Below are 18,395 nucleotides of genomic sequence, written 5' to 3'. Positions count from 1 at the left end.
CTTGGAGTCCGGTTGTAAGCGGGTTTCCGCCTGGTCCGTCCACAACGGACAGAAGCCGGTGCGCGGACACAGGTCCGCGCACCGGCTTCCGGGAGTACGCCCGCGATCAGGTCGTTTCGTGCACCGACGAAACGTCGCAGGGGATCGAGTGGGGGGTCGAGAGGGCGCGGCAGAAGTCGAAGTGCGCCTTCAGCCGCGGATCCGCGTGCATGGCCCGGAAGTGCCGCTCGCTTTCCCACTGGGCGTAGTTGACGACGTGCTTGCCGTCGTGGCTCAGGTGGAAGTTCGCCGAAACGAAGCCGGGCAGGTGCTTGATCAGTTTCTCGGTCGCCTCGACCAGGTGCTCGTACAGTTCGGTCCGCCGATCGGGCTCGACCGGGAAGACGTTGATCAGCGTGTAGACGTTCGAAGGTGCGGTGATGCTTCCCATGTCCTGTCCTCTCAGTACTTTCCGGCCGGCTTCTCGCCGCGGTCGAGGGTGTGGGCCAGCACGTCCCCGAGCTTGCCCGCGGACTGGGCGTTCTCCCCGCGCCAGGCCACGAACCCGTCCGGCCGCACCAGCAGCGCGCCATCAGTGGCGAGCTCCGCGGCCTCGGTGAAGGTGCTGTCGAGGACGTGCACGCTCAGCGGCACGGTGCCCGGCAGGGAGTCCACGGCCTCCGTCCAGGCGGCGCCGCCGGGACCGGTCAGGAGCGCGTACGAGTCCACGGCGAGATCCACTGTGGACACGCCGGGGCGCACCCAGACGTGGGGCACCCGGTAACCGGGCCGGCCGGTGAGGTCGAACTCGCGCGGGACCGCGGACGGGTGTTCGTCGCCCTCGATCGCGGCGGAGGTGTAGCGGTAACCGTTGCCCACCACGGCCGCGTCGATCAGTTCTTCGCCGCCGGCGCCGCTGTCGAGGCGGAAGGTGTGCCGCAGCAACGCTTGCCGCGCGACGGCCGCGCCGACCGGCCGGCGTTCCCGCTCGTAGGTGTCGAGCAGGCCGGCGCCGGCCCAGCCGCTCAGCACGGCGGAGATCTTCCACGCGAGGTTGTGCACGTCCTGGATGCCGCCGTTGGCGCCGAACGCCCCGGCCGGCGGGTGGACGTGCGCCGCGTCCCCGGCCAGGAACACCCGGCCGGACCGGTAGGCGCGGGCGACGTTGTGGGACATCACCCACGGCATCGTCATCTCCACCTCGATCTCGAGGTCCGGCAGGCCGAGCGCGGTCCGCAGCTGCTCGGTGCACCGCTGCTCGGTGAGGCCGGCCGGATCGGTCGTGCGCGGGTCGTAGAAGAACCCGTACACCCAGCGCTCCTCGTCGAACAGCTGCAGCACGCCGGGCGCCTGCTCGTTGGCGAGGTAGCAGATGACGAACCGGCGCCCCTGGATCGCCGGGTTCAGGTCGGCCTTGAACAGCACGCTCATCGCCGCGCCGACGACGCCGTGCCCTTCGAGCCCGATGCCGAGCTGCTCGCGCAGGCCGCCGCCCACGCCGTCGGCCGCGATCGCGTACCTCGCCCGGACCGTCGTGCGTTCGCCCGTGGCGCGTTCGACGACCACCGCCGTGACCCCGTCGTCGTCCTGGTCCAGCGATTCGAGCAGTGTCCCGAACCGGATACGGGCGCCCCGGGCGGCCGCCGCGTCACGCAGGATGGGCTCCAGCCGGTCCTGCCCGCACCAGTGCGGTTTCATGGGACTGATCCCGTCGAAGTCGAGCGACGGCTCCTCGATCACGACCGCGTTCTCCATGTCCGCGACGCTCGTGGCGCGCAGCACGACCCACGGGATCTGGTCGCTCGGCTGGCCCAGCTCGCGCCAGCGGTCGCCCTGGACGAGCTTGGGCCCGCGGTCGGCGACGACCTGCGCCAGGCCCGCGTTGCGGAGCAGTTCCATCGTGCGCGGGCTGATCCCGGAAGCCCGGGTCAGCACGGTGGTCGTCTCGTGCTTCTCGACCAGGTACGAACCGACGCCCTGCTGGGCGAGGAACAACGCCGCGGCGAGGCCGGTCAGCCCGCCACCGACGATCAGCACGGGGGTTTCCTCATACGTCATGATCAACTCCATGGTTCGCGGTTCGCGACCGCGGGAAACGGTCAGGACCGGACGGCGGCGAGCTCGGCGTCGACGGTGGGCCGCGCCGCGTGGCCGTACCACTGGGTCCACGCGATGAGCACGAGAATCGAGCACGCCCCGATTGCCGGGCACGCCAGTGTGGCTATGTCGAGCGGCGTCCAGAACGCCACGCCGATTCTGGCCGCCGACTCGGCCAGCAATCCCGCTGTCCACGCCCCGGTGGTCACCCGGTTCGTCCGGCGGAATTCGGTGGAGTGTGTCCAGGATTCTTCTCCGGCATTTCTGTCGCCATTGAAATCGCGCCGGATGTAATAGGTCAGCGGGCGGGCCAGGAACAGGGAGACCAGCGCGGCCAGCCCCACCGACGCGGTCACCAGGGAATCCTTGATCAGCACGACGCGCGCGTCCCCGGACAGGAGACCCAGCAGCACGCCCAGCCCGAAGCGCACCAGGACCAGCACGGACAGCGCGCTGACCGTGCGCTCGGCGACGTAGCCGACCGCGACCCGGACCAGGGACACCCCGCCCGCGACGACGAGGGCGAGCACGGGGGAGACCCCCAGCCGGCTGAGCGCCAGGTAGACCGCGTACGGGAGCCCGACGTCGACGAGCACCACCTTGCCCACCCGCGGCAGCGAGGAGCCGCGGCTCACCACTTCGCGGCGAGCTGATCGAGGAGTGGCTCGATCCGCAGGCGCCGGTCGTCGAGCAGCGGGTCTTCGGCGAGCAGTGCCCGGTGCAGCGACTGCAGCCGCCCGGACGGCCGGAGCCCGAGGTCCTCCCGCATCCGCTCGGCGAGCCGGCGGAACACCGACAGCGCCCCGGACGTGCGGTCGCTGCGGTGCAGGGCGATCATGAACATCGCGTGGACGGTCTGCTGCGACGGCTCTTCCACCTGCAGGGACGCGAGTTCGCCGACCACCTCGCGGTGCCGGCCCGCGCAGAGGTTGGCCTCGATGAACAGCAGCTGGGCGCGGTAGTGCAGCTCGTCGAGCCGGGCGGCGTGCGCGCGGGCCTTGGTCCCGGCCGACCAGTCGACGCTGATCGGACCGCGCCACAGGTCGAGCGCGCGCCGCAGCGTGGCCGACGCCTCCTCCGGCGCGCCGTCGGCCAGCTCGAAGGCGCCCCGGTCGACGAGGCACTCGAACTCGTGCACGTCGAACTGGCCGTCCCCGACGCGGATCAGGTAGCCGTCCATGTGCGTGACGAGCACTTCACTCATCACGTGCTTGGACGACTCGCCCAGCGCCTGCTCGAACAGCTTGCGCAGGTGGAACACGTACGTCTGGAGGGTGCCCCGCGCACTCGGCGGCGCCGCGCCGTCCCAGAGTTCGTCGAGGAACACCGAGGTCGGGACGACCCGGTTGGCGTTGAGCACCAGCAGTGACAGCACCGCACGCAGGCGCGGCGCGGTCGGGGTGAAGTCGACGTCGCCCACTTTCAGGGCGAGCGGACCGAGCAGTTCGAAGCGCAGTGTCCGAGGAGCGCGTGCGGAGGCACCGGCCGGGGACGCGTCTGTCGACTGTGGACCGGGCAGAATGGTTCGGCCTCGCCCGCGCGCGGCCGAATACGTCCGGCAAACGCTAGTGGCAAAACTTTTTTGCATGACGAATATACCCCCATCGCTGCGATTAACGCGTAGGAGGAGATCCGCGCGAACGTAATTCCCCCACCGCGCCGTCTGTTTCAACGTTACGCGGTAACCATTCGCGTGCCATCGCCCGATGGGGTGAACCAACTCGGCTCGAGGTGCAGCAGGTTATTGTCGGGTGTCACACCCGCCTTTCTTTGTCGTGGCCGGGTAAGCGCGTCGATTTCGGTGGTCCTCGTGTTGCCGTTCAGTGGTGAACGGTGAGCCGCCAGAGTGAGGTGACTTCGGCCGCGCGTGCGGCGTGCAGCGGATCGTCCGGATCGGACGCACGCGGGTGGCGCGGCCGCGTGTCCGTTTTCCCGGCCACCGTCAGCCCGGCCGCGTCGATCGCCTCGAGGAGTTCGGCGCGGGACCGCAACCCGAGGTGCTCGGCCAGGTCCGACAGCACCAGCCACCCCTCGCCGCCGGGCTCGAGGTGCTTGCGCAGCCGGTCCAGGTAGCCCCGGAGCATCCGGCTGCCCGGGTCGTACACCGCGTGCTCGATCGGCGAGGTCGGCTTGGCCGGCAGCCACGGCGGGTTGCAGACGACCAGGGGTGCTTCGCCGGGCGGGAACAGGTCCGTCCGCACGAACCGCACGCGATCGGCGAACCCCAGCCGGTCGAGGTTGTCCCGCGCGCAGTCCAGTGCCCGCTGGTCCAGGTCCGTGGCCACGACGGACTGCACCCCGCGGGCGAGCAGCACCGCGGCGAGCACGCCGGAGCCGGTCCCGATGTCGAAGGCGAGCCGGGTCGAGGGGAGCGGCGCCGCCGCCACGAGGTCGACGTACTCGCCGCGGGCCGGGGAGAACACCCCGTAGTGCGGGTGGATCCGGGCGCCGAGCCCGGGCACCTCGACACCCTTGCGCCGCCACTCGTGCGCGCCGATCACGCCGAGCAGCTCGCGCAGCGACACGACCGACGGTCCCTCCGCCGGGCCGTAGGCCTCCGCGCACGCCTCCCGCACGTCGGGCGCCCGGCGCAGGGGGACGACGTGCCCGGGGTCGACGGGCACGAGCAGCCTGCCCAGCAGCTGGGCCTGCCGGGCCTGCCGCTGGCGGTGCAGGTGGAACGCCTCGGTGGCGTTCTTGGCCGGACGTCGCTTGCCCGCCCGCTGGATCCTCCGGTCGACCGCCTTCAGCAGCTGCCGCGCGTTCTGGAAGTCCCCGCGCCACAACACGGCCTTGCCGTCGACGGCCAGGCGGTAGGCCTCGTCGGCGGCGAGGTCGTCGTCGGCGACGACGATCTCGGCCGGCGGCGGCGCGTTGTTCTCCGACCGCCACTCGGCGGTCAGCTCCTCGCCGCCCTCGACCCAGCGGACGAACATGATTTCTCCCTAGACCACGGTTTTCCCGACGGGCACGTCCACCACGTCGGGAACGAGTTCATCACGGAGCGGCGCCTTCCGCAGGAGCAGGGCGGCCGGAACCGCCGAGACCACCATGAAGACGAGCCCCCAGGTGAACGCCGTGCCGAAGGAGTCGGCGGCGGCCGCCGCGGCGGCGTCGTGGGTCGCCGGATCGGCGAGCGCGGCGCCCGCGGCCAGCTGTCCCTGGCTGGTCGGCACGCCGAACTTCGCCGCGAGCACGCCGGCGAGGATGATCGACATGACCGCCGAGCCGATGGCCCCGGACATCTGCTGGATGATGTTCGTCGCCGTGGAAGCCCGGGCGACCTCCCGGTGCCGCAACGTCCGCAGCGCGGCGACCATGATCGGCATCATGGCGGCCCCCACGCCGAGGCCCACGACGAACAACGCGGCCAGCAGCTGCCAGTACGCCGTCCCGGCGCCGACGCCGGCGAACAGCGCCAGGCCCGCGGCGATGGCGACGATGCCGGGCAGGATCACCCTGCCGGGGCCGATCCGGTCGGCGAGCTTGCCGGCGACGGGCATGGTGAGCATCGCGCCGATTCCCTGCGGCGCCATCAAAAGCCCCGCGGAGAGGGCCGATTCGCCGCGCACCAGCAAGAAGTAGCTGGGGAACAGCAGCATCACGCCGAAGAACGACACCGAGAAGAACGCCATCGCCAGCACGGCCACCGAGAACGTCCGGTCGCGGAACAGGCCCAGGTCGATCAGGGGGTTCGGGATCCGGGTGGCCCGCAGGACGAACCCGGCGACCAGGACGGCGCCCAGCCCGGCGGGCAGCCACACCTCCGGCCGGCTCACGCCGCCCGCGCCCGGCACGTTCGCCACGCCGTAGAGCAGGAGGGCCAACCCGGGCGAAAGCATGAGCATGCCGGGGAAGTCGAAGCGGTCGGCCCGCTCCGGCTCGTCCTGGGGGAGGAACACGGTGGTCGCCACGAGCGCGACCAGTCCGATGGGGACGTTGATGAAGAAGATCCAGCGCCAGGACACGGTGTCGACGAGCCAGCCGCCGAGGATCGGGCCGCCGATCGGGCCGAGCAGCATCGGCACGCCGAGCAGCGCCATCACCTGGCCGACGCGCTGCGGCCCGGCCGCCCTGGTGAGCAGAGTCATCCCGGCGGGCATCAGCATGCCGCCGCCGAGCCCCTGCAGGACACGGAAGCCGATCAGGGTCTCGATGTTCCACGACAGCCCGGCGAGCACCGAGCCGAGCAGGAACACCGACAGCGCGACGAGGTAGAGGCGCTTGGTGCCGAAGCGGTCCGACGCCCAGCCGGTCACCGGGATCACCGCGGCCAGCGCGAGCATGTACCCGGTGGAGACCCACTGGATGGTGGCGAAGGAGGTTTGGAACCGGACGGTGAGTTCTTGCAGGGCGACGTTGACGACGGTCGTGTCGAGGATCGCCATGATCGAGCCGAGCACGACGACGGCGGCGACCTTGAGCACGTCGCGATCGAGTTTGCCGGCGCCGGTGACGTCGCCGGACGCGGAGGGTCCAGAGTGAGGCATGAGGTCCGTTCCTACGGGAGCATGAAGGAACCACGCGCCGCGGCGAACAGGAACGAGTCTTCGGAAAGCACTGGTTCACGATCGACGGAACAGGCACGAATGGTTCGCGGATTCCGGGGTACGACAAAAGGCAAGGACGGCGGGTGGTCAGCCGATCGCTTGCGCCGGAAGGCGGCGAACCAGCGTCAGAGTATGACTGCTGCGTGCACGGGAGTCGTCATGCCACGAACAGTAGCAGCACCGCGACGGGGCGAGCAACTCGCGTCCCGCGCTGTGAAGCCCGTCACAGTACGTGTCCATTTTGGACAGACGGGACGGTGGGGCGTGGCCGGGAACCCCGGCCACGCCCCGCACTTCCGTGAGCCGCGTCAGCGGGTCAGCTCGCCGGTCAGGTAGCCGCAGCGCGCCATGCCGTCGGTGAAGTCGTCGCCGGGGGTCGCGAACTCGTCCCCCAGCGGCGTGCCCAGCGAAAGCGCGCAGTCGCCGAGCGACCGGAAGCCGACGCGCCAGCCGGACGCGCGCAGCAGCCCGGCGGTGTCCTCCCGCGGTTCGGCGTTCCACATTTCCCGGATCGGCACGCCGAGGGTGTCGCTCGTGGCCTCCAGCCGCGGGTGGTCGCGGAAAGTCGCGACGACGTCCGGCGGCATGTACTCGAGGCACACCCGGCTGCCCGGCAGCGAGCGGGCGCCGATGGTCCGCAGCAGGTGCCCTTCCTCGCGGGCGCCCAGGTACGGCAGCAGGCCTTCGGCCGTCCACGCCGTCCGGCGCCGCGGGTCGAACCCCGCGGCGGCCAGCGCCGAACCCCAGTCCCCGGCCAGATCGGCCCGCACCACGTGCCGCCGGCACGGCGGCTCGGCCCCGAGGTCGCCGAGCACCGCGTCCTTGAAGTCGAGGACGTCGGGGTGGTCGACCTCGTAGACGTCGATCCCGCCGGTCCACGGCATCCGGAACGCCCGCGCGTCGAGGCCGGCCGCGAGGATCACGACCTGGTCGGCACCGTCGTCGACGGCTTCGCGCAGGAAATCGTCGAACACCCGGGTCCGCACCCCGGCGAAGCGCGACGAGAGCATCGACTCCTGGTCGACCTCGCCGACCGTCAAGGGAAGCCCGGTATCGAGTTTCGCGCCGTGGATGAAGGCGGCGGCGAACGGGTCCTCCATCAACCGGTCCGGCCGGCTCCCCTCGACGGCCCGCGCCGAACAGGCCGCGAAAGCCGTCAGCCCGACGCTCACCGGCACATCGAACTTGGTCTGAGTCATAGCACCCCTGCTTTCCCCGTGGCGGCTGCACTTGAGGGCGAGTATCGCGGGGCCCGGTTGGATCCTGGTTGGAGCACGGGGGCGGTGGTCGACGTAGGCGTCGTGCTCGCGGCCGAGGTTCCGCTCAGCCCAGCACCGTGCCCGAGTTCGCGGTGTTTCGCTTGCGCCTGCGGGAGAACGCGCCCAGGTCGATCTCCAGGCCGGTGCGCGGGGCCCGGAACCGGACCGGCGCCGCGTCGTGGTCGGCGCCGTTCTCCACCTGGTTGATCAGTTCCGTCATCAGCTGCCCCACGACCGGTGCGTTCTTGAACTGGTTGCCGCTCGTGCCGATCGCGACGTAGAAGCCGTCGAGTTCGGTGCGGTCGTAGATCGGCGTCCAATCGTCGGCGACGTCGTAAACGCCGACCACGCCGCGCGGCCGGTTGGGCACCGCCAGCGCGGGCAACCGCCGCGCGGCCCGCGTCACCTGGGCCTCGAAGACCGCGGCCGTCGGGTGGATGCCGACGGTGTCCGGGTCGTCGGTCCACTGCAGCGGATCACACTCCGGCTCCGTTCCGCCGACGAGCAGATCCCCTCCCGCCTCACCGCGGAAGTAGGTGCCCAGATCCATGTCCGCCACCACCGGCCCGCCGTAGCCCTCCCGGACCGGCACGTGCGCCACTTCCTGCCGCATCGGCCGCACGCCGACCGTGAAGCCGGAACCCACGCCGGCCAGCCGGTTCACCGCGCCCGACCACGGACCGGCCGCGTTGACCACGACGGCGCACGGAATCCGGGTGCCGTCCGGCAGCCGCACCGACGTCACGCGCCCGCCGGTCTTCTCCACCGCTGCCACCGTGCTGCGGAACCGGAAGTCCGCCCCGCACGCCGACGCCGCGGCGGCGAGGTTCACGGCGGCGAGGCCCGGGTCCGAGACGTAACCGGCGTCCGGGGTGTACACGCCACCGAGCGCGTGCTCGGCGTCCTCCCAGAATTCCTCGTCGTCGAGCCGCTTCGGCGGCCAATAGCGGCCGGTGTCGATACCGGGAACGCGCTCGGCCAAGGCGGCGCTGTCCCATTCTTCGTAGGGGACACCGATCTCGTCGAACAACGGAAGCCACGACGCACGCGGAGCCGCCTCGACGTCCAGCATGACCAGCCCGCTCCTGCGGAACTCCGCGAGGTCGCCGACATCGCGGCCGAGGTGGCCGGCCCAGTCGAGCCAGCCGAAGTGCGCCTCCCACGCCGTCGCCACCCCGGCGGTGGTGGAGAAGTTGAACCGGACGATCGCACTCGACGCCGAGGTCGACCCCTGTCCCGCTCCCGGAGCCCGATCGAGCACGATCACCCGGTGGCCCGCCCGGGCGAGCTCGAGGGCGATCGACGAACCGATCACCCCCGCTCCGATCACGACCACCACGCCGGCACCCGAGCGCTTACCGGGCACGGCAGGTCCTGAGGTAGCTGAGGAACGAGGCCTGCAGGCCGGTGACGTGCGTTTCGCGCAGGACCGCGCTGGTGACGGCGCCGCCGCGGGCGGTCAGGCGGTGCAGGACGGTGGCCGCGTTCTTCGTGAGGTTCTGGTAGACGGGCAGGTTTCCGAGCAGCTCCCGGTCGTTGAGCGTCAGGTGGAGCTTGGCGGCAGGCAGGTTGTCCTCCCTCTCTTCGAGCATCGCGAAGATCCGGCTGTCCTCACCGACGACACCGGGGCTGCCCGCTCCGATGCTTTCGAAGAGCGTGCTGCCGGTGAGCCAGGTGTAGAGGGCGAAGAGCCCGCCGTAGGAGTAGCCGAAGAGGCCGTGGCCGCTCGCGGCCGTGCCGTAGTCGCGTTCGATCCGCGGGTGCAGCTCCGCGGTGAGGAAGGCCAGGAACGCGTCGGCGTGGGTTTCCTTCAATTCGGCGAGGTAGGCGTCGGCTTCCTCGCGGGTCATCGCGCCCGAGCGGACTCCCGTCTCCACGGCGTCGACGAACTCCCGGGCGATGGGCTCGCCGGGTGGCACGAGGTCCCGGTTGCGCAGCCGGGCCCAGTGCTGGGCGTCCTCGCCCGCGTAGCCGACGCTGACCTGGATGTAGGGCCGGATCTGCTGCATGGGGTCGTTCTGGGTGACGATGAGCGGAGCCGTCATGCCCACGGCCCAGTTGCCGTCGAGCACGTAGACGGCAGGCGCTGGCGTGGTAGCGGGGTCGTAGCCCGGTGGTGCGGTGACCCAGACGCCGTAGTCGTGCCCGCTGCCGGAACGCAGCTCGAAGTAGCCGGTGTCGGCGAGGCAGCCCTGCCACATGGTGCTCATCGGAGGTCCTTCACGATTCGGCCGGCCTGGAGAACGAGGACGGCGTTGGCGGGATCGGCGAACAGCTCCGGGTCTTCGACCGGGTTGCCGTTCCACAGCACGAGGTCGGCCTGCGCGCCGGGAGCGATGACCCCGGCTTGCCCGGACAGGCCGAGGATCCCGGCGTTGGTCTTAGTGGCCGCCACGAGGGCGTCCATCGGTGTTTCGAGCTTCGCGCGCAGCCTGAGCTCTTCGCCTCGGCGGTCCTGCGCCGGGCCGATGAGATCGGAACCCAGCCCGATCCGCACCCCGGCCTCCTTGGCGACAGCGAGCGCCTCGGTCATCCGCTCGCGAACCCCCAGCACCCGGTCGCGGGTCGATGCGTCGAGGCCCGCTCCGGCGGTGTCGTGCAGCAGTTGCTCGACGACGGCGAACGTGGGCACGAGGGCGACGTCGCGACCGGCCATCAGGGTGGCCGTGGATTCGTCGAGGTCGGTGCCGTGCTCGACACAGCGCGCTCCGGCCTCGACCGCGTTCCGGATGCCGTCGTTGTTGTGGGCGTGCACCGTCACGTAGGTGCCGCGCGCCGTGGCTTCCTGGACGGCGACGGCGATTTCCTCGACGGTGAACTGCGTGTCGGTCAGCCGGTCGTGCGCGCCGACCACGCCACCGGTCACGCAGAGCTTCAGGAAGGAGGCTCCGCGGCGGAAGGCCTCGCGCACATTGCGCCGCAGCTCGTCCGCGTTGCCGGACATCATGGACAGGGCGCACAGGCCGGGCAGGTGGTGGCTGTTCCACAGCTCGGTGGGTTCCCAGTCGGCTCCGTAGTAGCCGTGCCCGCCGATCTGGCACTGAACCGGCCCGCACGACAGCACGCGAGGGCCCCGGACCTTGCCCTTCGCGATCGTGGTGACGAGGCCGCCGTCCACCCCGCCGGTGTCCCGGACGGTGGTGAAGCCGGCGTCGAGCGTCGCGCCGGCCGCGGCGAAGATGTCCGCCGCGAGCTCGGCGGCGCTGATCCGGAACGAAAACTGTGGCTGGATCGGGCTGGACAGGCCTAAGTGGACGTGCGCGTCGATCAGGCCGGGCGTCATCGTCAGGCCGCCGGCATCGAGGCGCTCGCCGCGTGCGCCGGAGGCACCGATCCGGGTGATCCGCCCGTCTTCGACGCCGACGTCGACGTCGGCCGGGTCGCGACCCGATCCGTCGACGACCGTCGCGCCGACCACCTGGAACCGTTCCACGAGTCGTTCCCTCCACTGGGGCCGGCTGCGACCATGTGAGCGACACGGCGTAGCCAGCTCTTTTCCAATGGATAAACTGTGGGAGTGATCCTGTCAAGCACGGAACGCAACGGCGACGCCCGCGAGCGTCTCCTGGCCCGGCTCCTCGACGCCTTCGGGGAAGTCCTGCCCGCACCGGAGGTATCGCTCCGCGAGATCGCCGCCAGGGCCGAGACCAGCCACGCCCTCCTGCGGTACCACTTCGGGTCGCTCCCGGGCGTCCTGGCGGCCATGCTCAAGGCGCAGCGATCCCGCGACAACGAGGCACTGCTCGAGGCCGCCGGGCAAGGCACCTTCGACGACCTCGTCGTGGCGATCTGGCGGACCTACACCCGCCCGGAGCAGCTGTCGCGGGTCCGTGGCTTCTTCCATGTCGTAGGACTGGCCGCGTACAGCCCGGAGGACTTCCGCGAGTTCATCGACTCGCTCGACGACCTGACCAAGATGCTGGCCTCGCTCGCGGAACGCGAAGGACTCGGCGCCGAGGAGGCGCTGACTTTGGCCACCGTCACCGTGGCCGCGATGCGTGGCCTGCTCCTGCAGGAGGTGCTGACGCCGGCAGCTCTTTCGGAGGAGGCGGTCGCCATGATCCTGCGGATGAGGAAGGGCCGATCCGTTCCCCGGTCGTCGGCATGACCGGGCGTGGGTGCGCGACCGGCGGCAGGTGCGGATGTCCGGCAACACCGGGAGCGGCCGGGACGCCGCGTCGGCGGTCACCCCGGCTGGTGGCGACCCGGCGGGGAGGAGCATCAGCCCGATGGACGGTGAGCGCGAGCGCCGGGTCTGCTCAGGCGCACGGTGCGGCACGCCGGCGGTGCGGGGCCCTGCCCACGTTGAACCCGGCGGCCAGCGAAAGCGCCACCAGCGTGCTCACGCGCCGGCGACGGTGTTGCCCGAGCTGGTGCACACTCAGCCGGATCGCGGCCTCGCGCAGCCCGATCACCCAAGCCGCCCGTTCTCCCCTCGCAGTCCCGTTTTCTTCTCTTCACCCGAGCCGCGTGACAGCGCTTGCCGGCTACACCGTATGGAGCACCAGCGACGGGCAGCGCGATCAGCGGACGCCAAGGAGAAAACTGGTCGAAGGAGCTCTGTTTCCCGAGCGGCGTGGCGCCAGCCAGCGCGGGAACCGACGTCACCGGACACTTGAGCCATGAGCGAACCGTTGGCGCGCGAGGTCACCACTCCGTTGCTGTACTTGTTCATCGTGGGTGATGTGCTCGGCGCGGGGATCTACGTACTGATCGGGCAGATCGCCGGCGCGTCCGGCAGCGCGGTGTGGCTGCCACTGATCGTTGCGCTGGTACTGGCCGTGCTCACCGCGGCTTCGTACGCTGAGCTGGCGACGAAATATCCGCGAGCGGGCGGCGCAGCACACTATGCCCACCGCGCGTTCGGCCCGTTCGCCGGATTCGTGGTCGGGTTCTGCATGCTGGCGGCCGGGATCGTCTCGGTGGCCGCGTTGGCCCGCGGCTTCGCCGGTGACTACCTGCGGCAGTTCGTCCAGTTGCCGACCGTGCTGGTGGTCGTCGTCTTCCTGCTCGCGCTGGGCCTGCTCAACGCTCGCGGTATCAAGGACTCGCTGCGGGCCAACATGCTGGCCACCTTGGTCGAGGCGGGCGGTCTGGTACTGGTGGTCGGGCTCGGCGCGTGGGTGATCCTGCGTGGGGACGCCGATCTCGACCGGCTGACCGATATCGGCACCGCCCAGCACGGTCCGGTCGCCGCGGTGCTCGCCGGGGTCGTGCTGGCGTACTACGCGTTCGTGGGCTTCGAGACCTCGGTCAACGTGGCCGAGGAAACGAAGGACCCCCGCCGGTCTTATCCCCGTGCTTTGTTCGGGGCGATGGCCACCGCGGGGGTGTTGTACCTGTTGGTCGGCGTGGTCGCCGGGGCGGTGGTGCCCCTTGAACGGCTGGTGGCCTCCAGCGGCCCGCTCCTGGAGGTCGTGCGGGTGGCCGGCGGGGTACCGCAGTGGGTGTTCGGCGTGGTGGCACTGGTGGCGGTGACCAACGGCGCTCTGCTCACCGGCATCATGTCTTCACGGCTGGCGTACGGCATGGCCCGTGACCGCCTGCTGCCGTCCGTGCTGGCGAAGGTGCTGCCCCGCCGGCGCACGCCCTGGGTCGCGATCGTGGTGACCAGCGGGCTCTCGCTCGTCCTCGCGTTGACCGGTGAAATCGACGTCCTCGCCTCGACGCTGGTGTTGCTGCTGCTCATCGTGTTCGCCGCGGTGAACACCGCGGTCCTGGTGCTGCGACGGGACCGGCAAGCGCTCCCGCACTTCCGCGCGCCCACCGTGCTCCCCGTGCTCGGTTTGGCGTCTTGCGTGCTGCTGGCCACCCGGATCGAGGCCGGCGTCTGGTTGCGTGGCGGCATCCTGCTCGCGGCCGCCGTCCTGCTCGGCGTGGTGGGATCCCGGTCGGCGCGCAACACGCCGCGCGGCGCCGCCGAGGACACCGGTGAAGACGATCCCGGTACCCGGGACCACGCGACGCCCCGGTGATCCGCGGTTGCCGATCTCCTACCCCCCGCGTGCCGCGTCCGGCTCGACCTCGGGCGTGGGTGAGGTGGACGCCGGAGCGTGCCGGCGCAGGCGGTCGAGGCCGTCGAGGATGAGGTCGAGCCCGAATTCGAACTCGTCGGCGAAGGCGAATCCCGTCTGCGCCAGTTCCGTGACCACCTCGGCCAGGTAGGGGTAGTCCTCGAGTCCCGACGGTTGCCGGTCGACGACGGTGTCCCGTCGGCGCGCCGCCTCGGCCGGGATGTCGCCGGCCAGGGTCTTCTCCTGGAGGGCGAACCCGTAGACGTAGGCGTCCATCAGGTTGTAGGCGTGCACGGCCATGCGGAAGGGAAAGCCGGCGTCACGGCGGAGGCACCGCATCACGGCGTTGTGGTGGTGCAGGTTCGCCGGCCCGGGTGTCCCCGTCTCCATCCGGCCGACCGCCCACGGGTGGCGGAGCAGCGCCTGCCGCATCGACGAGGCGCGTGTTCGCATGGCGGTGCGCCAGTCGACGTCGACGGGCACCTCGGCTTCGGCGAAGACCAGGTCGACCATGCCGTCGAGGAGCTCGCGCTTGTCGGCCACGTGCTTGTAGAGCGCCATGGGCACGACCCCGAGCCCGGCCGCCAGCCTGCGCATCGTCAGCGCCTCGAAGCCGCCCTCATCCGCCAGCTCGACGGCGGCGCGCAGCACCTTGGCGCGGTTGAGCCGGTCCCGGCCGGTGGTCTCGGCGGTGTCCGGCATGGGGGCGCTCCACCTCCTGGCCGACGGTCCGGTCTTGACAGGTGTACATAGTACGCCTTTACTGGCCGGGGTAAAGGTGTACGTCGTACACCTACCATCCGGACCGCTCGAAGGAGCAGCGCATGAGTGCGACGCCAGAACCCGTCAGAACCCGATTCCCCCTGACGCCCACAGCAGGGTGGCTTTCGCGGGCCGCCGGGATCTCGGCCGCGATCGCGGGGACGCTGTTCATCGGGGTCCAGATCGGCCACCCGGCCATGGACGTCTCGGCGGTCGCCACCACCGATTGGGTCGTGCGCAGCTCCGCGAAAGCGCTCATGGCCGCGCTGGCCCTCGCCGGCATCACGGGCATGTACCTGCGTCAGATCCGGCAGACGGGAATCCTCGGCTTCCTCGGCTACGTGGTGTTCGCCGCCGGCTATCTGCTCATGATGAGCACCGAGGTCATCGCCGCCGCCGTGCTGCCCGCTCTGGCGCGTACGGCGCCCGGCTACGTCGCCGACGTCCTCGCCGTCGCTTTTGGTGGCACCGCGACCCACGGCATCGGCGCCATGCAGGCCGTCATCGTCGTCAGCTCCGTCGGTTACCTCGCGGGCGGATGCCTGTTCGGCATCGCGCTGTTCCGGGCGCGCGTGCTCGCCCGGTGGGCCTCGGCGCTCCTTGCGGCGGGCACCGTCGCCACGCTCGCGCTCGCGGTGCTGCCGGAATGGTTCAACCGCCCGTTGGCCGTTCCGACCGGAGTGGCCTTGATCGGCTTGGGCATCTCCCTGTGGCGGTCCCGACCGATCACCGCCGGCGACGGCCGCACGCCTTCCCCCGCGGAATACGCCGCCGCGTAAGGCCGGCGAACGGGGGAGCTCGCCGGCTGGGTGGGGCCATCGTCGCTATCCCGGCTCCGAGCCGGGACGCGTGGCCCGTGGTGCGGAGGTGTCAACGCACTTGCGGCGCCAGACCGAAGGGCTGGTGCCGCGGGCGCGTTTGAAGGCGACGCTGAACGCGAAGGCGTCGTCGTAGCCGACCGTGCGGGCCACGGTGGCGACGGTCGCGTCGGTGTCCCGGAGCAGATCCGCCGCCAACGTCATCCGCCAGCCGGTGAGGTAGGTGAGCGGTGGCTGGCCGGCCAAGCTGGTGAAGCGGGCCGCGAAGGCGGCGCGGGACATGCCGACCTCGGTGGCCAGCGCGGCGACTGTCCACCGGCGGGCGGGATCGTCGTGCATCAGGCGCAGCGCGTCGCCGACGGCGGGATCTTCCGCCGCCCGGTACCAGGCGGGGAGCACTGCCTGCGGTCCGGCGCACCAGGCGCGCAAGGCCAGGACGAGCACCAGGTCCAGCAATCGGGCGAGGACGGCGTCCTGGCCGGGTTCGTCGCGCGCGATCTCGGCGGCGAGCAGATCCAGTGCCGGCTGGGTCCGCGGCCCGGCGGGCACGACCGCCAGCGGTGGGAGCATGTCCAGCAGCCGGGAACCGGCGTCGCCGTGGAGTTCGTAGGCGCCGCGCAGCATGACGGTCGCCCCGGGCAAGCTGTCGCCGTAGGTGCGGGGTGCCGAAATCCGTTGGGCCTGCGCCGCCACCTCGCCTCCGCCGGGGAAGTGCTTCCTCCCCCGGTGGATCACGAACCCGGGCGGCGTGGACGGGTCGTCGGCGATCGTGTGCCGGCCGGGTCCTTTGACGAGGGCGATGTCTGCCGGGGCCAGCCGCACCGCCGCGGCACCGGCGTCGTCGAACCGGGCCGAAGCGGACCCGCCGAGCGTGGCCACGACGGTCAGCGGCGGCGGATCGGCATAGGTCACCGACCACGGTGGCCGCTGGATCAGCTGCCGGACCCGCGTGTTGCCGGCGCGGGCCCGGACCAGCAGATCGCTCAGCACGTCCACCCGCCCACCGTAGACGATCGCAAAGCCATCCTCGACGAACTCCCATGGATCGTCCGCGAGCCGGGGAGTTGGCTGTCCGGCATGCAGAACATCCTCATCGTCGGCGGCACCGGGAAGACCGGTCGCCGCATCACCCGGCGCCTCCGCGCCGCCGGCCGGCCGGTGCGCGCGGCTTCCCGCACCGGCGGGGACATCGCGTTCGACCTCGCGGATCCGCCGACCTGGGCACCGGCACTCGAGGGCGTCGACGCCGCCTACGTCGTGGAACCGGACCTGCGGGCGAGCGGGGACCGCATTCCGAGGTTCGTGGCCGAAGCGGTCGCCGCGGGGGTGCGGCGGCTGGTGCTCCTGTCGGCCGGTGGCGTCGGCGAGGCCGATGACCGCCATCCGCTCAAGGCCGCCGAACAGGCCGTGCGCGCCTCCGGACTCGACTGGACCATCCTGCGACCGGACTGGTTCGCGCAGAACTTCAGCGAGGGCCCCTGGCTGCCGGGGATCCTCGCCGGGACGCTGTCCCTGCCTGCCGGGGCCGGGCGCACGCCGTTCGTCGACGCCGAGGACATCGCCGAAGTCGCCGCGGCGGCGCTCACCGAAGACCACCACCGGGGCCGAATCTACCAGCTGACCGGACCGCGGGCCGTCAGCTTCGCCGAGGCGGCGGACCTCATCGGGAAGGCCACCGGACGCCCGATCCGCTATGCCGACATCGCCCCCGAGGCCCACATCGAGCACCAGGTCGCCGCCGGCATCCCGGCCGGGATCGCCCGGCTGCTCACCGGCATCCTCGTCGCGATCCGCGACGGCTTGGCCGCCGAGGCCACCGACGACGTGGAACGGGCCCTCGGCCGCGCCGCCAGGCCGTTCGAGGACTACGTCACCGAAACCGCCGCCGCGGGTCTCTGGAACTGAACCGGGCACCGGGGAAGCGACCGTCCACATCGGATGATCGACGGACCGGGCGGCGGCGTGACGGATCTGTGCCCGGGCCGGGAAGACGCGGGGTTGCTGTAGGGATTTCCCTGATGAGGTGCTCGCCCCACCTCCATAGCCTCGAAGACGAAGGTCAACGGCGGTGGGAGCACACCGCCGGTCGTGAAAACCCCGATGTCCGAACGAAGGAGAGCCATGTCGATCGACTGGTCCGCGGGACAGGTCGTCACGCTTCGCCAAGGGGACACCGCCACCCTCGGCGAGCTGGACGACACCCAGCTGTACGGCGTTTTCCTCTACAACTCGGCGATGTCCGACGGCGACGCCGAAGTCACGGTCACCTGGTCGAACGACCCCCGGCACGAGCCGGTGACCGTCACGGTCCCGGGTACCACCCAGGATCAGGGCCCGGCGGTGGTCCGCTTCCTCTCCGGCGGCGATGCCGCCTACATCTCCGTCGCCGTCGGTCAGGACAACCCGCGAGCACAGGTCACCGCCTTCATCTGCAGTGTCAAGCTGCCGATCGACGGCGGCGGTCTGCACAACCAGCAACTGCCGGACAACGGCAAGGCGCAGCGGTTCCAGCGGCTCACGCGGTTCTACTGCGTCCCGGCCGCGCGCTGGTACTCCACCACCATCAGATCCGATGTCGACGAGTTCACCTGCATCCGCTTCACCGAGTCGTTCGCCCAGGTGACGGTGGTCAACAAGATCAGCGATCCGGCCCACCGGATCCAGGGCATCGGTGAGGCCGAGAAGATGTTCACGATCGAGACGAGCGGCGGGGCCACCTTCCAGTCCAAACTGGAGGGTGACGGCGCCCAGCAGGTCTGGATCAACGCGGACAGCGTGCAGGACTCGGAGGCCGCAACACTCGTGCTGCAGCGCTTGTAGCACCGTCCACCCGGCGGCAGGGACGGCGCACCCGAGCCGGGCGCGGCGGTCTGTGGCACCCCGGCAACGGTGTTCCACAGGACAACGGCTCGGTCG

General features: G+C 71.0%; 17 protein-coding genes. 5 read left to right on the top strand and 12 right to left on the bottom strand.

From position 1 onward, the window contains the following. Nucleotides 1-106 precede the first annotated feature (106 nt). The 10 genes from DV20_RS07905 to DV20_RS07860 form a co-directional block, all read right to left on the bottom strand. On the bottom strand, nucleotides 107-430 hold the full coding sequence (locus DV20_RS07905; protein WP_043777860.1) for an antibiotic biosynthesis monooxygenase family protein: 324 nt from the start codon (nucleotides 428-430) through the stop codon (nucleotides 107-109). Between the two features lie 11 nt (nucleotides 431-441). After that, a complete protein-coding gene (locus DV20_RS07900; protein ID WP_043778042.1) occupies nucleotides 442-2,037 on the bottom strand; it encodes an FAD-dependent monooxygenase in 1,596 nt (531 codons plus the stop codon). A gap of 41 nt (nucleotides 2,038-2,078) precedes the next feature. Further along, nucleotides 2,079-2,711: a VC0807 family protein gene (locus tag DV20_RS07895; RefSeq protein WP_152603649.1), complete on the bottom strand. Its 633-nt coding sequence runs from the start codon at nucleotides 2,709-2,711 to the stop codon at nucleotides 2,079-2,081. Beyond that, complete coding sequence (locus DV20_RS07890) at nucleotides 2,708-3,496, bottom strand: AfsR/SARP family transcriptional regulator (protein WP_051735837.1); 789 nt, start codon at nucleotides 3,494-3,496, stop codon at nucleotides 2,708-2,710. Before DV20_RS07890 ends, DV20_RS07895 begins: the two co-directional genes overlap by 4 nt. A 400-nt stretch (nucleotides 3,497-3,896) precedes the next feature. Continuing rightward, the gene (locus DV20_RS07885) at nucleotides 3,897-5,012 is read right to left on the bottom strand and encodes a methyltransferase (RefSeq protein ID WP_043777856.1); all 1,116 of its coding nucleotides are present in this window, start codon (nucleotides 5,010-5,012) and stop codon (nucleotides 3,897-3,899) included. 9 nt (nucleotides 5,013-5,021) lie between these two features. Then, nucleotides 5,022-6,566: a DHA2 family efflux MFS transporter permease subunit gene (locus DV20_RS07880; protein WP_043777854.1), complete on the bottom strand. Its 1,545-nt coding sequence runs from the start codon at nucleotides 6,564-6,566 to the stop codon at nucleotides 5,022-5,024. A gap of 368 nt (nucleotides 6,567-6,934) precedes the next feature. Continuing rightward, nucleotides 6,935-7,825 carry an SAM-dependent methyltransferase gene (locus DV20_RS07875; RefSeq protein ID WP_051735836.1) on the bottom strand — a complete coding sequence of 297 codons (891 nt, stop codon included), beginning with the start codon at nucleotides 7,823-7,825 and terminating at the stop codon, nucleotides 6,935-6,937. Nucleotides 7,826-7,949: 124 nt separating this feature from the next. Next, nucleotides 7,950-9,251 (bottom strand): NAD(P)/FAD-dependent oxidoreductase, encoded by a 1,302-nt coding sequence (locus DV20_RS07870; protein ID WP_043777853.1) that lies wholly within the window; start codon nucleotides 9,249-9,251, stop codon nucleotides 7,950-7,952. After that, on the bottom strand, nucleotides 9,241-10,095 hold the full coding sequence (locus tag DV20_RS07865; protein ID WP_043777851.1) for an alpha/beta hydrolase: 855 nt from the start codon (nucleotides 10,093-10,095) through the stop codon (nucleotides 9,241-9,243). Before DV20_RS07865 ends, DV20_RS07870 begins: the two co-directional genes overlap by 11 nt. Further along, nucleotides 10,092-11,318 carry a metal-dependent hydrolase family protein gene (locus DV20_RS07860; protein ID WP_043777849.1) on the bottom strand — a complete coding sequence of 409 codons (1,227 nt, stop codon included), beginning with the start codon at nucleotides 11,316-11,318 and terminating at the stop codon, nucleotides 10,092-10,094. The genes DV20_RS07865 and DV20_RS07860 overlap by 4 nt, the downstream gene beginning before the upstream one ends. 84 nt (nucleotides 11,319-11,402) lie before the next feature. Between DV20_RS07860 and DV20_RS07855 the strand changes: the two genes are divergently transcribed. Then, the gene (locus DV20_RS07855; protein WP_043777848.1) at nucleotides 11,403-11,993 is read left to right on the top strand and encodes a TetR/AcrR family transcriptional regulator; all 591 of its coding nucleotides are present in this window, start codon (nucleotides 11,403-11,405) and stop codon (nucleotides 11,991-11,993) included. A gap of 514 nt (nucleotides 11,994-12,507) precedes the next feature. Further along, complete coding sequence (locus DV20_RS07850) at nucleotides 12,508-13,860, top strand: APC family permease (protein WP_051735835.1); 1,353 nt, start codon at nucleotides 12,508-12,510, stop codon at nucleotides 13,858-13,860. 18 nt (nucleotides 13,861-13,878) lie between these two features. On the opposite strand, the gene DV20_RS07845 is transcribed toward DV20_RS07850, so the two are convergent. After that, the gene (locus DV20_RS07845; protein WP_051735834.1) at nucleotides 13,879-14,601 is read right to left on the bottom strand and encodes a TetR/AcrR family transcriptional regulator C-terminal domain-containing protein; all 723 of its coding nucleotides are present in this window, start codon (nucleotides 14,599-14,601) and stop codon (nucleotides 13,879-13,881) included. Nucleotides 14,602-14,723: 122 nt separating this feature from the next. On the opposite strand from DV20_RS07845, the gene DV20_RS07840 reads away from it, so the two are divergent. Continuing rightward, a complete protein-coding gene (locus DV20_RS07840; protein WP_152603648.1) occupies nucleotides 14,724-15,440 on the top strand; it encodes a hypothetical protein in 717 nt (238 codons plus the stop codon). A 45-nt stretch (nucleotides 15,441-15,485) separates the two neighbouring features. Here the strand turns inward: DV20_RS07840 and DV20_RS07835 are convergent, their stop codons facing one another. Then, the gene (locus tag DV20_RS07835) at nucleotides 15,486-16,475 is read right to left on the bottom strand and encodes a helix-turn-helix transcriptional regulator (RefSeq protein ID WP_051735833.1); all 990 of its coding nucleotides are present in this window, start codon (nucleotides 16,473-16,475) and stop codon (nucleotides 15,486-15,488) included. Between the two features lie 81 nt (nucleotides 16,476-16,556). Here DV20_RS07835 and DV20_RS07830 point away from each other — a divergent pair, with 81 nt between their 5' ends. Together DV20_RS07830 and DV20_RS07825 are read left to right on the top strand one after the other, a co-directional pair. Beyond that, complete coding sequence (locus DV20_RS07830) at nucleotides 16,557-17,384, top strand: SDR family oxidoreductase (protein WP_043777847.1); 828 nt, start codon at nucleotides 16,557-16,559, stop codon at nucleotides 17,382-17,384. Nucleotides 17,385-17,600: 216 nt separating this feature from the next. Next, nucleotides 17,601-18,299, top strand: coding sequence for a hypothetical protein (locus DV20_RS07825; RefSeq protein WP_051735832.1), 699 nt, complete (start codon nucleotides 17,601-17,603; stop codon nucleotides 18,297-18,299). The last annotated feature ends 96 nt before the right edge of the window (nucleotides 18,300-18,395 follow it).

It is taken from the genome of Amycolatopsis rifamycinica (genome assembly GCF_000695625.1).
Lineage (GTDB): Bacteria > Actinomycetota > Actinomycetes > Mycobacteriales > Pseudonocardiaceae > Amycolatopsis > Amycolatopsis rifamycinica.
Note: the sequence above shows the minus strand (reverse complement) of the source record. Positions and strands in the feature narration are given on the sequence as shown.

What these genes read in the sequence shown, in the direction of transcription:
- DV20_RS07825 (WP_051735832.1), top strand. Translation starts at nt 17,601, where the DNA reads ATGTCGATCGACTGGTCCGCGGGACAGGTCGTCACGCTTCGCCAAGGG.
- DV20_RS07830 (WP_043777847.1), top strand. Translation starts at nt 16,557, where the DNA reads ATGCAGAACATCCTCATCGTCGGCGGCACCGGGAAGACCGGTCGCCGC.
- DV20_RS07880 (WP_043777854.1), bottom strand. Translation starts at nt 6,566, where the DNA reads ATGCCTCACTCTGGACCCTCCGCGTCCGGCGACGTCACCGGCGCCGGC.
- DV20_RS07885 (WP_043777856.1), bottom strand. Translation starts at nt 5,012, where the DNA reads ATGTTCGTCCGCTGGGTCGAGGGCGGCGAGGAGCTGACCGCCGAGTGG.
- DV20_RS07865 (WP_043777851.1), bottom strand. Translation starts at nt 10,095, where the DNA reads ATGAGCACCATGTGGCAGGGCTGCCTCGCCGACACCGGCTACTTCGAG.
- DV20_RS07875 (WP_051735836.1), bottom strand. Translation starts at nt 7,825, where the DNA reads ATGACTCAGACCAAGTTCGATGTGCCGGTGAGCGTCGGGCTGACGGCT.
- DV20_RS07905 (WP_043777860.1), bottom strand. Translation starts at nt 430, where the DNA reads ATGGGAAGCATCACCGCACCTTCGAACGTCTACACGCTGATCAACGTC.
- DV20_RS07850 (WP_051735835.1), top strand. Translation starts at nt 12,508, where the DNA reads ATGAGCGAACCGTTGGCGCGCGAGGTCACCACTCCGTTGCTGTACTTG.
- DV20_RS07845 (WP_051735834.1), bottom strand. Translation starts at nt 14,601, where the DNA reads ATGCCGGACACCGCCGAGACCACCGGCCGGGACCGGCTCAACCGCGCC.
- DV20_RS07900 (WP_043778042.1), bottom strand. Translation starts at nt 2,037, where the DNA reads ATGACGTATGAGGAAACCCCCGTGCTGATCGTCGGTGGCGGGCTGACC.
- DV20_RS07840 (WP_152603648.1), top strand. Translation starts at nt 14,724, where the DNA reads ATGAGTGCGACGCCAGAACCCGTCAGAACCCGATTCCCCCTGACGCCC.